Here is a 13221-nt window from a genome sequence, read left to right as displayed (position 1 = left end):
GTAATACTCTTACATAAGTAGAAAAGTTACATAAAAATGTGTGTTTTCATTGGTAATCCGGTATAGGAAATGTAACATAACGCACAGTTCTGGATTATGCAGGTTGCTTGGTGACAAGGGGCCTAGAAGAAAATTAAATAAATTGATTGCCAAAGATCGAGGGTGAGCATGATTAAGAAGATCGGTGTTTTAACAAGTGGCGGTGACGCACCTGGTATGAACGCTGCAGTACGCGGCGTGGTACGCACAGCACTTTCTGAAGGATTGGAAGTGTTTGGTGTGTACGATGGCTACCTAGGTCTTTATGAAGGCCGCATCGAGAAGCTAGATCGTTCTAGTGTTTCTGATGTTATTAACAAAGGTGGTACGTTCCTGGGTTCTGCACGTTTCCCTGAGTTCAAGGAAGTGGCAGTACGCGAAAAAGCTATTGAGAACCTGAAGAAACACGGTATCGACGCACTGGTAGTGATTGGTGGTGACGGTTCTTACATGGGTGCAAAGAAACTGACTGAAATGGGTTACCCATGTATCGGTCTGCCAGGCACTATCGATAACGACATTGCGGGTACGGATTACACTATCGGTTACCTAACTGCACTAAACACAGTTATTGATGCAATCGACCGTCTACGTGACACTTCTTCATCTCACCAACGTATTTCAATTGTAGAAATCATGGGCCGTCACTGTGGTGACCTGACTCTGATGTCTGCTATCGCTGGTGGTTGTGAGTACATCATCACACCAGAAACGGGTCTTGATAAAGAGAAGCTGATCGGCAATATTCAAGACGGTATCGCAAAAGGTAAGAAACACGCAATCATTGCTCTTACTGAACTGATGATGGATGCAAACGAGCTTGCACGTGATATTGAAACGGCAACAGGTCGTGAAACTCGTGCGACAGTACTTGGTCACATCCAACGTGGTGGTCGTCCTACTGCATTTGACCGTGTTCTTGCATCTCGCATGGGTAACTACGCTGTTCACCTTCTAATGGAAGGTCACGGTGGCCGTTGTGTTGGTATCGTGAAAGAGCAGCTTGTTCATCACGATATTATTGATGCGATCGAAAACATGAAGCGCCCTGTACGTAATGACCTGTACAAGGTTGCAGAAGAGCTGTTCTAAGTCGACCGCTCTTAGCTAAAATAAAAAACCGCGTTGATACGCGGTTTTTTTGTCTCTGTTTTTCTAAGCGAGGGGAGGACAGGGTTCATGAAGAGGAAATGCTTTGTTCTACCAGCATTAACTTTCGTTCGCGGAGCGCAAACATATAACCAAGTAACCCACCTAATATATTACCCACCGCAATACCGATAAATAGCCCTTCAACATCGTACAGGTAGCTGCCAATCCAGGCCGCTGGCAATGTAAAGATGAACAGGCGCATAAAACTCCACTGGAAAGCGCGTAATGGCTTGTGCATCGCATTTAGCCCGCTCACTAATATCATCACAATACCCTGGAAACCGTAGCTGAATGGCACGACAAGGAGATAATGCCAAAGCAGGTTTTTAACCGCTTCTTCTTGTGAGAAAAGAGCGGCCAGCGGGATGCTCAAAGGCACCATTGCCAGAAAGATAAGTCCCTGAAACACAACTGCGAAGCGCATGCTGAGGAATAATCCTGCAAATGCCCGTTGTGGATTATTAGCGCCGAGATTTTGTGCCATGAACGGCGTTAAAGCTGAGGTCAGTGACATCAATACCAGAATCAGTATCGACTCGATGCGCTGTGCTGCGCCATAAGCGGCAACAGCTGCGGTTCCGTGGCCTGACAGCAGCATCATCAAAATAGCGCCAGAGAGAGGTGTCATTGCGGTAGAGAAGGCCGCAGGAGTACCGATTTTTAATGTCTGTTGCCAATCTTGTTTCAGATGTAACCACTGCGGCTTAGCCAGAAGTTTCTCCCGTTTAACCAGTAAGTATGAAGAGCCGACTAAAGCGCCTAACCAACTAAAAGCACTCGCGATTGCTGCGCCTTGGATTCCAAGTTCAGGAAAAGGCCCCAAGCCGAAGATCAGTAGCGGATCCAGCATTCCGTTGATCAACCCTGCCAGCATCATGATTTTCGCTGGGGTTTTCGTATCACCCGTCGCGCGGATTGCACTGTTGCCAGCCATTGGGATCACCAGTAAGGGAATGGTGAGATACCACACTTGCATGTACTGTTCGATGAGTGGAAGAAGATCGTCAGTCGCGCCAAGAAAACCGAACAATGGTCTGATGGTTGCAAAGCCAACTGATGACGCGATTGCAACTAGCATGACAGCTAACAGTAGACCATGAGTAGTAAAACGCGCGGCTTGTGTTGAGTGCCCTTGTCCGAGTAGGCGGCCTATATTGGTCGAAAGCCCCATGCCAATGCCCATCGTAATGCAGTTAACGGCAAAGGTGACCGGAAAGGTGTAACTAATGGCAGCTAGGGCTTGCGTGCCGAGCAGAGAAATAAAAAATGTATCGACCAGATTGAACATCAAAATCGCGATCATGCCCACCGTCATCGGGACCGTCATTTTTCTCAGTGTTTCGGGAATGGGCGCGCTCAACAAACCATGTTTATCTGTTGCTTGGTGTTCCGGCTTGTTTTTTTCCAGCATGTTTAACGTCTATCTGGTGGATAAACTGCAAGGATACAAGAAAGCAGGAAGGTGAGCGAGTGCGCATTTCTCACGCAAACCGTTGCGATCTTTTAACTAAGTCACAAAAAAATCATGCTCGCCCCTTGGGATCGTTCATTGGACCCCTTATATAGTGATCACGTGTCCCAGAAGGGCAATTATCAAATAAACATGGAAATTTTCAGGAGAGACGACCAATGAACATTCGTCCATTACATGACCGAGTTATCGTTGAACGTAAAGAAGTTGAATCTAAGTCAGCTGGTGGAATCGTTCTGACTGGTTCTGCTGCGGAAAAATCAACTCGCGGTGTTGTTCTAGCTGTAGGCAAAGGCCGCATTCTAGAAAACGGCACAGTGCTACCGCTGGACGTTAAAGTTGGTGATACTGTTATCTTCGCTGAAGGTTACGGCACTAAGACTGAAAAAATCGACGGTAAAGAAGTGCTAGTTATGTCTGAAAACGACATCATGGCAATCGTTGAATAATAGCAATCATTGAGTAATTTTTTGCTCAGATTCAAAAACCAAGTCGAACTTAAAGAATTGTAGAAAGGAAATCAAAGATGGCTGCTAAAGACGTTAAATTTGGTAATGACGCACGAGTTAAGATGCTAGAAGGTGTAAACGTTCTGGCTGACGCGGTAAAAGTGACATTAGGTCCTAAAGGCCGTAACGTCGTTCTAGATAAATCTTTCGGTGCACCAACAATCACTAAAGATGGTGTATCTGTAGCGCGCGAAATCGAGCTGGAAGACAAATTCCAGAACATGGGCGCTCAAATGGTTAAAGAAGTAGCATCTAAAGCAAACGATGCTGCAGGTGACGGTACAACAACAGCAACAGTACTAGCGCAATCAATCGTAAACGAAGGTCTGAAAGCAGTAGCAGCGGGTATGAACCCAATGGATCTTAAGCGCGGTATCGACAAAGCAGTAGCAGCAGCAGTTGAACAGCTAAAAGAGCTGTCTGTTGAGTGTAACGACACTAAAGCTATCGCACAGGTAGGTACTATCTCTGCGAACTCTGACGTAAGCGTAGGTAACATCATTGCTGAAGCAATGGAACGTGTTGGCCGCGACGGTGTTATCACTGTTGAAGAAGGTCAGGCGCTACAAGACGAGCTAGACGTAGTTGAAGGTATGCAGTTCGACCGCGGTTACCTATCTCCTTACTTCATCAACAACCAAGAAGCAGGTTCTGTTGATCTAGAAAACCCATTCATCCTTCTGGTTGATAAAAAGATCTCAAACATCCGTGAACTTCTACCAACATTAGAAGCAGTTGCTAAAGCATCTCGTCCACTGCTAATCATCGCAGAAGACGTAGAAGGTGAAGCGCTAGCAACACTAGTTGTGAACAACATGCGTGGCATCGTGAAAGTTGCGGCAGTAAAAGCACCAGGTTTTGGTGACCGTCGTAAAGCAATGCTACAAGACATCGCGGTTCTAACTGGCGGTACAGTGATTTCTGAAGAAGTAGGTCTAGAGCTTGAAAAAGTAACGCTAGAAGACCTAGGTCAGGCTAAGCGCGTTGCTATCACGAAAGAAAACACGACTATCATCGATGGTATCGGTGAAGAAACAATGATTCATGGCCGTGTTGCTCAGATTCGTCAGCAAATCGAAGAGTCAACTTCAGACTACGACAAAGAGAAACTACAAGAGCGCGTAGCTAAGCTAGCTGGCGGTGTTGCAGTAATCAAAGTTGGTGCAGCAACTGAAGTTGAAATGAAAGAGAAGAAAGACCGCGTAGAAGACGCACTTCACGCAACTCGCGCAGCGGTTGAAGAAGGCGTAGTAGCAGGCGGTGGTGTTGCTCTAATCCGTGCAGCATCTATGATTGCTGGCCTTGAAGGTGACAACGAAGAACAAAACGTTGGTATCCGCGTTGCACTACGTGCAATGGAAGCGCCAATCCGTCAAATCACGAAGAATGCGGGTGACGAAGAGTCAGTAGTAGCGAACAACGTGAAAGCAGGCGAAGGCAGCTACGGCTACAACGCAGCAACAGGTGAATACGGCGACATGCTAGAGATGGGTATCCTAGACCCAACTAAAGTAACTCGTAGCGCACTACAATTCGCAGCATCGGTTGCAGGTCTGATGATCACAACTGAAGCCATGGTTACTGATATGCCACAGAAAGACGGCGCAGGCATGCCTGATATGGGCGGCATGGGCGGTATGGGTGGTATGGGCGGCATGATGTAATACGCTGCTTACCTTATCGCTGTAACATTTTATAGCGAAGAGGTAACTGACCAAACCAAGAAGAAGCCGAGGTTTTTACCTCGGCTTTTTTGTGCTTGGCGTTTTTGATTTGTTGATACGTCATCGCAATTCAATTTGTCGTTTATGCAGTGCGATGAAATACTGATTTAAACGCGATGCGTCGTACTTGCTTATCCAGATTCGTGGCTGAACATGACATCGCCATTGTGTGGGACTGGTACAAGAAATACTTCAGAAAATATTGAAATATGGTCGTTGTAGATTTTTTCTATTATAGTCAACTTGTTAAATATGGCATGCGAGTGAAATTTTTTCATACGATTAGTAGAAAATGAGTACACATACGCTATGTTGTAAGTAATGCTTAATATAACGGAGATAAGAATGAAAAAGCTTTTGACGTCTTTGGCAGTGGTAGCCGCTGTTGCATCACCTGTTGCGCTTGCTGACAGCACTCCTGTGATGTTTTCTACAATTGATCACATTAATGCGCCGTCTCGCTCTGAAGTGGGCGGTGTTCGCTTAGCTGTTCTACACGGACAGGTTAACGAAGTGAAAGGGGTCGATTTCTCTCTACTTGGTATGTCTGAAACCGATCGTACAACCGGTATTAACTTTGGTCTGTTCTTCGGCGCAGCGAAAGTAAACCAAGAAATGAAAGGGGCTTCCCTTGGTCTTGTTAACTGGAACCGTGGCCAAACAACAGGCCTAAACCTGGGTGCGGTTAACATTACTAACAATGTGAAAGGCCTTAACTGGAGCGCGGTGAACTACTCCCAAGGTTACACAATGGCGGATGTTGGTCTGGCAAGTATCTCTAAAAAGTCTAACTTCCAGCTAGGTTTCTTCAACATGACAGACCAAATCGACGGTATTCAAATTGGTCTGCTTAACTGTGCGGATAACGGCTTCTTGAAGTGTTTCCCATTGATTAACTTCGCGAAATAATCTGCAGTTATAGTAATACTTAAACAGAAAGACCCCGAACTGATGTCGGGGTCTTTTTATATCTCACGTTTGAGCTTATTTGATTAAGCGAGACGACTTTCTGCGCTGTATTCTTTGATGCACACCGCGACGTAAGGACTTGATGTGTCGCTCCGCTTCATCAACGCCCAGTAACACAGTTAAAGTCAGTACTGTGATGACCACTGATTGAGACAAATAACCAAGACCAATCATTAAGCCTAACCCGGCTAGTACCCAGATGACCGCCGCAGAGGTCACTCCGTGGATTTTGCCATCTAGCGTCATCATTACACCAGCGCCCAGAAATCCGACACCGGTAATGATTTGACCCAGTACACGTGCCTGATCAAGCGTGTTTGGCGATAAGGATACCGCCATCGACATGAAAAGATAGGTGCCTGAAATAATTAGTATTGCAGTGCGAATGCCAACCGGCTTACCACGGGTCTGGCGTTCTATGCCAATCATTAACCCATTGATGGCACAGCATAGAAGAGCAGACCAACTAAATGGGCCAAGATCGAAAATTTGTTCGAATGTTGTATGCATCTTGACCTCCAAAAGCGCGGAGTATGCATAGAATCACCCCTCAAAGCGAACAAAAAGAAACGCTCGTGACGACAAATTTAATTCAACTTCAACTGGTCTCGGTATTTACTCTAAATGGAGATCAAGCGGTGTTTTACTTGGCCTGCCGCCGATCTCTCGCGTAAGTTTTGGCACCAGGTAACCAGACACACGAGTTATTACTCCGCGCATGATCGTTTTTGCCTCCTCATCGGAAACAAAGTAGTGCGCAGCACCTTGGACTTTGTCTAGTACATGCAAGTAATAAGGTAACACTCCCGCATCAAATAAGGCTTCACTCAAGTCGACCAGGGCATCCACAGAGTCATTGATATCTTTAAGCAGCACACTTTGGTTGAGTAGAGTCACACCAGACTGTTTGAGTTTGAACAGCTGTGAGGCGAGTTCGCTACTTAATTCGTTCGCATGGTTGATGTGAGTGACCAAGATAACCTGCAAGCGGGAGTCGCGAAGTATCTGGCATAGTTCATCGGTTATACGCGCTGGGATTACCACAGGTAAGCGGCTGTGAATTCGAAGACGTTTGATATGCGGAATTTGTGTAATCCGCTCTATCAGCCACTGAAGTTCATCATCTTTCGCCATTAATGGATCTCCGCCGGAGAAGATCACTTCGTTCAGCTCGGGCTGCTGCGCAATATACTCGAGACTTTGAGCCCAGGCTTGTTTACCACTTTTGTTATCCTGATACGGGAAATGTCGGCGGAAGCAGTAGCGACAATTCACCGCACAGCCTCCTTTAACAATCATCAGTGCACGATTACGATATTTGTGCAGCAAGCCGGGAATCTCGTTGTCTTGCTCTTCAAGTGGATCGCTGGAGTAGCCCTCATGCACTTCGAACTCTTCACTTAACGGTAAAACCTGACGTAAAAGAGGGTCTTTGGGATTGCCTTTTTCCATTCTATCGACAAAACTTTGCGGTACACGCTGTGCAAACAGCTTGCGCGCAGCAAACCCGTCTTGCCACGGTGAGGGATCTATTTCCAGTTTTTCGAGCAATTTTGCAGGATCAGAGATCCCATTCGCCAACTGTTTGAGCCAGTTTTGCTCAACAGAATCGACTTTTCGGGTTATTATGTGCGGCATTGAATTTAGCTCTAAGAATGTAAGAGGAAAAAATGGCTACAGTTAGCACCAATGAATTTAAAGGCGGTCTTAAGTTAATGCTTGATAATGAGCCTTGCGTAATTCTGGAAAACGAATACGTTAAACCAGGTAAAGGCCAAGCGTTCAACCGCGTAAAAATTCGTAAACTTCTTTCTGGTAAAGTGCTAGAGAAAACATTCAAGTCTGGTGACACTTGTGAAGTGGCAGACGTAATGGATATCGACCTAGATTATCTATATTCAGACGGCGAATTCTACCACTTTATGAACAATGAAACGTTCGAACAGATCGCTGCTGATGCGAAAGCGGTAGGTGAGAACGCTAAATGGTTGGTAGAAAACAACACTTGTATGATCACGCTTTGGAACGGTAACCCAATCTCAGTTACTCCACCAAACTTTGTTGAGCTGGAAGTTACTGACACAGATCCAGGTTTGAAAGGTGATACTCAAGGTACTGGTGGTAAACCAGCTACGCTATCAACTGGCGCTGTTGTACGTGTTCCACTATTCATCGCAATTGGCGAAGTGATCAAAGTTGACACTCGTACTGGTGAATATGTAGGTCGTGTGAAGTAATTCACTTCAACGTATCGAATAGAAAAGGTCGCTTCGGCGGCCTTTTTTATTGTCCGCAGTTTTGACATGTGGCTAAAACAAGAAGCGCACCGCATAGTTTTATTCTTTTTGTATTATTCGTTAAAAACGTATTTGTTTGATGAATCTTTCGATTATTCCTTAAGGTTACCATTTGATAGATTATCTCCAGAGGTCGTTGAGTTGCATAGCAATTTGATTTTTATCGATTTAACTCAATGACAACCGCAATAAGGAGAACAATATGGAAAGCACAGGCTTAGGACAAAGCTTAAAAGTTGAAGAACGACGTCGATTACTTCACCGAGGGATAAAAGCGGCAGTTTTTGGTATACCGTTGTTGGCTATAGGGTTAACCATTAACAGTTCTGTTTTGATGACAGATGCAGGTTACAGTTACGTGCACCAGAACAATATTACCGGTGAATTGGATGTGTTCACTGAACCGGGTATTCATTTTCGTATGCCCTTTCTGTCTAAAATCACCCAATATGACCAAGTCATCACTGTGTCATTTGGTAACAACAAGGGTGAGGATTTTTACCAGAGGCTTGAGCCGGTACAAGTACGCTTTGCGGATACTTATATTGGTCAGATTCCCGTCACATTCCGTTTTAAATTGAGTAATGATCCGGAAGCAGTGAAGAAAATGCACCGAGAGTTTCGTAATAACAGCAATCTGATCGATGCGTTATTAGTAAAAAATGCCCGCAACGTAACGGTGATTACTGCGACTCAGTATACTGGAGAAGAGTTCTTTCAGGGCGGTTTGAACCAGTTTAAATCTAAGTTGGGTGATCAGCTTCGAGAAGGTATTTATCTGACTGAGCGTCGTCAGGTGGAGGTTGAAGAGCTTGACCTTGCTCCCGTCGGTGCAAATCAGGCCAACGCCAATCAATTGCAGCGTACGAATCAGTTAGTCTGGAAAACGGTACCGGTCGTAGACAAAACAGGCCAACCTATCCGACAGGATAACCCGTTACAGCAATACGGTATTCAAGTTACTCAGGTAACCATTGGTGACCCGCAGCCAGAGAAGCAGCTTGATCAGTTATTGGCAGATAAAAAGCGCTTGGTCGCAGATCGCATTCGCGCAATTCAGGAGCAGGAAACTTCTAAAGCTCAGGCCGAAACTGAGCAGCTGCGTAAAGAAATTCAGCGTACTCGTGAAGTTCAGGATGCACAACGTCAGAAAGAGCTCGCTATTATTTCTCAGCAAAAAGAGGTCGAGGTTGCTCGTCAAATAGCTGAGCGTGAAATCGTTGAAGTGGAGAAAACCAAGCGACTTGCTGAAGTGGAGAAAGAAAAAGAGCTGGCAATGGCAGAAGCGAACTTAGCTATTCAGAAAGCCAACGCTCTTTCCGCTCAATATGAAGCGAAAGCGATTTTAGAGAAAGGCCGCGCAGAAGCCGAAGTCCTGAAAGCTAAGTATGCGGCATTAGGGGCAAACCGAGAAGTTTACCTAGCTGAGCTGAACCGTGAGGTTGCAAACTCGTTGTACAGTAATCTGCAAAACTTCCAAGTTCAAATGCCGCAAAACTATATTGGTGGTAATCAGGAAACAGGCCTGAAAACGAACTTAGATGTGATCACTGGTTTTGGTGCTCTTGGCTTAATGGATCAAACTAAGAAGATTACTCAGCAATAAGATCATAGGTGGCCAAAAGCTTATAAAGCAAAAAGATCATGGGTGTCCAAAAACAAAAAAAGCTGGCATAAAGCCAGCTTTTTATATTTATAACAGTATCTTAAATCATGAAGATAAAGATAACTGATAGCGCACTGATAAGGCCAGCGAACGCATAGCATGCCACTTTTCCCACCACACCAGTGTGGAACTTAAGGTCGTGCATGCCGTGGTGAACACGGTGCATTGCATGCCACATTGGCAGCGCTAGTGTACCGATGATAAATAGCGCACCAATGATACTGGTCGCGAATTCAGATACTCGCTCGTAGCTCATGGCGTCTGCATCAATCACGCCCAGTGGAACGAGGATACCAAGTACAAGTACGGTGATAGGAGTGATCATCGCAAACCAGGTACCGCCTGCACCAAACAGTCCCCACCAGATTGGCTCATCTGAACGTTTTGGTGCTGTGTTTACACTATAATTTGGTTTCATTGTTCAGCTCCTTACACCACGATGAGAACGATCAGTGAGATAAACGCGACCGCTGCCCACTGAGTCAGTACGATGATATTCTTACCCACAGGTTTGCCTTTTAGGCGAATTGGCATCACCTGTGGCATCATGCTGAAGAAGGTTTGTGCGTGGAACAGGCTTCCAAGTAGCGCAACGATGTTGATCGCGACTACGATTGGGTTTGCCATGAACTCTAACCAGCCTTGCCAAGCTTCAGGCCCTTTCACTAGTGAACCCAGGCCGAAAGTCAGGAAGATGGTGAATAGAATCAGTGGCAGTACCGTCGCTTCACGTAACATGTAGAAGCGGTAGAAAGGATGGTCCTTCCACCAAGTGCGTTTTACTTCACGAACGTAAGGTTTACGGTTACTCATCCTTCTGCCTCCTGAGGTTTCAGCATCGCAATTACGAAGTCCATAGAAGACTCTACTTTGCCTTGGTTTACTGCTGCTGCAGGGTCAACGCTCTTTGGACAAACCTCAGAACAGTAACCTACAAACGTACAACCCCAGGCGCCATTCTCACCGTTAATCAGCTTCATACGCTCAGCTTTACCGTTATCACGACTGTCTAAGTTGTAACGGTGCGCCAATGTTAGCGCTGCCGGGCCGATGAACTCTGGGTTGAGACCGAACTGAGGACACGCTGCGTAACACAGACCACAGTTGATACAACCAGCAAACTGCTTGTACTTCGCCATTTGCTCTGGCGTTTGCAAGTTTGTGCCGTCTTCAGGTTTACGGTCGTTACCAATGATGTAAGGTTTGATCGCTTCAAGACGCTCGATAAATGGCGTCATATCAACGATCAAGTCTTTCTCAATCGGGAAATTCGCTAATGGCTCGATTTTCAGACCATTTTGGTAGTCACGTAAGAAGCTCTTACAAGCTAGCTTAGGCACACCATTAACCATGATGCCGCATGAGCCACAGATCGCCATACGACAAGACCAACGGTAAGATAAGTCTTTGTCTAGGTTATCTTTGATGTAACCAATCGCGTCGAGCACAGACATAGTTTCATCGAATGGTACTTCGAAAGTTTGTAAGTGCGGTTCTGCGTCTTTTTCTGGGTCATAACGCAGAATGTCTACTTTCTGGATGCGGTTTGCTGACATTATGCTTGCTCCTCTGCGTTCTTCGCTGCTTCTTCTGCTGCGGCTTTTTCTGCAGCTTCACCGTATAGACGCGCTTTAGGCTGAGACTTAGTAATGGTTACATTGCTGTAGTCGATGCTAGGCGCTGCGTCTGGTTGATAGAAAGCAAGTGAGTGTTTCAGGAAGTTCACGTCGTCACGTTCAGTGCAGCCATCATCGAGACGTTGGTGTGCACCGCGAGATTCTTTGCGCAGGATTGCAGAGTGAACCATCGCTTCTGCCACTTCTAGGCCGTAACCGACTTCGATTGCGTAAAGAAGGTCAGTGTTGAACACTTTGCCTTTGTCTTTGATGCTAATGCGTTTGTAACGTTGTTTAAGTTCCGTGATCTTATCGATGGTTGCTTGCATCAGATCTTCTTGGCGGTAGATGCCACAACCCGCTTCCATGGTGTGGCCCATTTCGGTACGGATGTCTGCCCAGTTTTCATCGCCTTCTTGGTTCATTAAGCTGGCAATGCGTTCTTCAACAGCTTTCACTTGAGCTGCGATAGCATTGTCGTTCCAGCCTTTGAATTCTGCTGCACGTTTCACTGCGTTTTCACCCGCAACTCGGCCAAATACCACGAACTCAGCCAGAGAGTTAGAGCCAAGACGGTTCGCACCATGCAGACCAACTGACGCACACTCACCAACTGCGAATAGACCTTTAACGCGAGTCTCACAGCCACCATCAGTTTCGATGCCGCCCATGGTGTAGTGCACGGTCGGACGAATTGGAATTGGTTCTTTTGCAGGATCAACGTTCACGTAAGCTTTTGCTAGCTCACAGATGAAAGGTAAACGTTCTTGTAGGTACTCTTCACCAAGGTGGCGAAGGTCTAGGTGCACCACGTCACCCAGTGGGTGTTTGATGGTGTTGCCTTTCTGTTGCTCATGCCAGAAAGCTTGAGAAACTTTGTCACGTGGACCCAGTTCCATGTATTTGTTTTTCGGTTGACCCACTGGAGTTTCAGGGCCCATGCCGTAGTCTTGTAGGTAGCGGTAGCCGTTTTTGTTGACAATAATACCACCTTCACCACGACAACCTTCTGTCATTAGGATACCAGTACCTGGTAGGCCAGTAGGGTGGTATTGAACAAATTCCATATCACGTAGCGGAACACCGTGACGGTAAGCCATCGCCATGCCATCGCCCGTTACGATACCGCCATTGGTGTTACAGTGGTAAACACGTCCCGCGCCACCAGTCGCAAGCACAACAGATTTCGCTTTGATGGTGACCAACTCACCTTCAGACATGTGAATGGCGATCAGACCTTGTACTTCACCATCGTCAACAAGCAGATCCAACACAAAGTACTCATCAAAACGTTTGATGTTGCTGTACTTCATTGAAGTTTGGAATAGGGTGTGAAGCATATGGAAGCCGGTTTTATCCGCTGCAAACCAAGTTCGTTCAACCTTCATACCGCCAAAGCGGCGAACGTTAACTTCCCCGTTCTCTTTACGGCTCCAAGGACAACCCCATTGTTCCATTTGGATCATTTCGCGGGTTGCGTTTTCTACAAAATATTCAACGACGTCCTGTTCACATAGCCAGTCGCCACCGCCAACCGTATCGTTGAAGTGGTTATCTAAGCTATCTTCATCCTTGATAACTGCTGCTGAGCCACCCTCCGCTGCGACCGTGTGTGAGCGCATAGGATAAACTTTAGAAATCAGAGCGACTTCTAAATCTGGGTTTGCCTCTGCCGCTGCAATAGCAGTACGAAGACCAGCGCCGCCAGCGCCGATGACTGCGATATCTGTGGTGATAATTTGCACAGTTATCCTCCAGTGAGTAATTGCGGAAATCCG

The 13221-nt window shown here is 46.2% G+C and carries 13 protein-coding genes; 6 read left to right on the top strand and 7 right to left on the bottom strand.

Annotation, left to right across the window (positions count from 1 at the left end; translation table 11 throughout):
• The first annotated feature begins 168 nt into the window (after window positions 1-168).
• Window positions 169-1131, top strand: a complete 963-nt coding sequence (pfkA, locus tag DBX26_RS14255; RefSeq protein WP_014233238.1) for a 6-phosphofructokinase — start codon at window positions 169-171, stop codon at window positions 1129-1131.
• Between the two features lie 85 nt (window positions 1132-1216).
• Here pfkA and DBX26_RS14250 read toward each other — a convergent pair whose 3' ends face one another.
• Window positions 1217-2602, bottom strand: a complete 1386-nt coding sequence (locus DBX26_RS14250; RefSeq protein ID WP_118119543.1) for an MATE family efflux transporter — start codon at window positions 2600-2602, stop codon at window positions 1217-1219.
• Window positions 2603-2820: 218 nt separating this feature from the next.
• On the opposite strand from DBX26_RS14250, the gene DBX26_RS14245 reads away from it, so the two are divergent.
• The 3 genes from DBX26_RS14245 (at window position 2821) to DBX26_RS14235 (ending at window position 5804) form a co-directional block, all read left to right on the top strand.
• Complete coding sequence (locus tag DBX26_RS14245) at window positions 2821-3111, top strand: co-chaperone GroES (protein WP_005381516.1); 291 nt, start codon at window positions 2821-2823, stop codon at window positions 3109-3111.
• Between the two features lie 77 nt (window positions 3112-3188).
• Window positions 3189-4835 carry a chaperonin GroEL gene (groL, locus tag DBX26_RS14240; RefSeq protein ID WP_014233236.1) on the top strand — a complete coding sequence of 549 codons (1647 nt, stop codon included), beginning with the start codon at window positions 3189-3191 and terminating at the stop codon, window positions 4833-4835.
• A 405-nt stretch (window positions 4836-5240) separates the two neighbouring features.
• Complete coding sequence (locus DBX26_RS14235) at window positions 5241-5804, top strand: phaC PHA synthase (RefSeq protein WP_065300315.1); 564 nt, start codon at window positions 5241-5243, stop codon at window positions 5802-5804.
• A 75-nt stretch (window positions 5805-5879) separates the two neighbouring features.
• Here the strand turns inward: DBX26_RS14235 and DBX26_RS14230 are convergent, their stop codons facing one another.
• Both DBX26_RS14230 and epmB read right to left on the bottom strand, forming a co-directional pair.
• The gene (locus tag DBX26_RS14230; protein WP_014233234.1) at window positions 5880-6374 is read right to left on the bottom strand and encodes an MgtC/SapB family protein; all 495 of its coding nucleotides are present in this window, start codon (window positions 6372-6374) and stop codon (window positions 5880-5882) included.
• A 105-nt stretch (window positions 6375-6479) separates the two neighbouring features.
• A complete protein-coding gene (epmB, locus tag DBX26_RS14225) occupies window positions 6480-7502 on the bottom strand; it encodes an EF-P beta-lysylation protein EpmB (protein ID WP_020336201.1) in 1023 nt (340 codons plus the stop codon).
• 32 nt (window positions 7503-7534) lie between these two features.
• On the opposite strand from epmB, the gene efp reads away from it, so the two are divergent.
• The gene (efp, locus tag DBX26_RS14220; RefSeq protein WP_014233232.1) at window positions 7535-8101 is read left to right on the top strand and encodes an elongation factor P; all 567 of its coding nucleotides are present in this window, start codon (window positions 7535-7537) and stop codon (window positions 8099-8101) included.
• A 262-nt stretch (window positions 8102-8363) separates the two neighbouring features.
• Complete coding sequence (locus DBX26_RS14215; protein WP_020336200.1) at window positions 8364-9767, top strand: SPFH domain-containing protein; 1404 nt, start codon at window positions 8364-8366, stop codon at window positions 9765-9767.
• Between the two features lie 100 nt (window positions 9768-9867).
• Here the strand turns inward: DBX26_RS14215 and frdD are convergent, their stop codons facing one another.
• The 4 genes from frdD to frdA are packed head-to-tail and all read right to left on the bottom strand — an operon-like array spanning window position 9868 to window position 13188.
• Window positions 9868-10245 carry a fumarate reductase subunit FrdD gene (gene frdD, locus DBX26_RS14210; protein WP_014233230.1) on the bottom strand — a complete coding sequence of 126 codons (378 nt, stop codon included), beginning with the start codon at window positions 10243-10245 and terminating at the stop codon, window positions 9868-9870.
• Window positions 10246-10256: 11 nt separating this feature from the next.
• Complete coding sequence (frdC, locus tag DBX26_RS14205; protein ID WP_014233229.1) at window positions 10257-10640, bottom strand: fumarate reductase subunit FrdC; 384 nt, start codon at window positions 10638-10640, stop codon at window positions 10257-10259.
• Window positions 10637-11383 carry a succinate dehydrogenase/fumarate reductase iron-sulfur subunit gene (locus DBX26_RS14200; RefSeq protein WP_014233228.1) on the bottom strand — a complete coding sequence of 249 codons (747 nt, stop codon included), beginning with the start codon at window positions 11381-11383 and terminating at the stop codon, window positions 10637-10639. The genes frdC and DBX26_RS14200 overlap by 4 nt, the downstream gene beginning before the upstream one ends.
• Entirely contained in the window at window positions 11383-13188 is a 1806-nt protein-coding gene (gene frdA, locus DBX26_RS14195) for a fumarate reductase (quinol) flavoprotein subunit (RefSeq protein ID WP_065300310.1), read from the bottom strand. The genes DBX26_RS14200 and frdA overlap by 1 nt, the downstream gene beginning before the upstream one ends.
• Window positions 13189-13221 lie beyond the last annotated feature (33 nt).

The organism is Vibrio sp. dhg (assembly GCF_003443775.1).
Classification (GTDB): Bacteria; Pseudomonadota; Gammaproteobacteria; order Enterobacterales; family Vibrionaceae; genus Vibrio; species Vibrio natriegens.
This window is presented reverse-complemented; position numbering and strand designations above follow the sequence as displayed.

What these genes read in the sequence shown, in the direction of transcription:
- pfkA (WP_014233238.1), top strand. Translation starts at nt 169, where the DNA reads ATGATTAAGAAGATCGGTGTTTTAACAAGTGGCGGTGACGCACCTGGT.
- DBX26_RS14250 (WP_118119543.1), bottom strand. Translation starts at nt 2,602, where the DNA reads ATGCTGGAAAAAAACAAGCCGGAACACCAAGCAACAGATAAACATGGT.
- DBX26_RS14245 (WP_005381516.1), top strand. Translation starts at nt 2,821, where the DNA reads ATGAACATTCGTCCATTACATGACCGAGTTATCGTTGAACGTAAAGAA.
- groL (WP_014233236.1), top strand. Translation starts at nt 3,189, where the DNA reads ATGGCTGCTAAAGACGTTAAATTTGGTAATGACGCACGAGTTAAGATG.
- DBX26_RS14235 (WP_065300315.1), top strand. Translation starts at nt 5,241, where the DNA reads ATGAAAAAGCTTTTGACGTCTTTGGCAGTGGTAGCCGCTGTTGCATCA.
- DBX26_RS14230 (WP_014233234.1), bottom strand. Translation starts at nt 6,374, where the DNA reads ATGCATACAACATTCGAACAAATTTTCGATCTTGGCCCATTTAGTTGG.
- epmB (WP_020336201.1), bottom strand. Translation starts at nt 7,502, where the DNA reads ATGCCGCACATAATAACCCGAAAAGTCGATTCTGTTGAGCAAAACTGG.
- efp (WP_014233232.1), top strand. Translation starts at nt 7,535, where the DNA reads ATGGCTACAGTTAGCACCAATGAATTTAAAGGCGGTCTTAAGTTAATG.
- DBX26_RS14215 (WP_020336200.1), top strand. Translation starts at nt 8,364, where the DNA reads ATGGAAAGCACAGGCTTAGGACAAAGCTTAAAAGTTGAAGAACGACGT.
- frdD (WP_014233230.1), bottom strand. Translation starts at nt 10,245, where the DNA reads ATGAAACCAAATTATAGTGTAAACACAGCACCAAAACGTTCAGATGAG.
- frdC (WP_014233229.1), bottom strand. Translation starts at nt 10,640, where the DNA reads ATGAGTAACCGTAAACCTTACGTTCGTGAAGTAAAACGCACTTGGTGG.
- DBX26_RS14200 (WP_014233228.1), bottom strand. Translation starts at nt 11,383, where the DNA reads ATGTCAGCAAACCGCATCCAGAAAGTAGACATTCTGCGTTATGACCCA.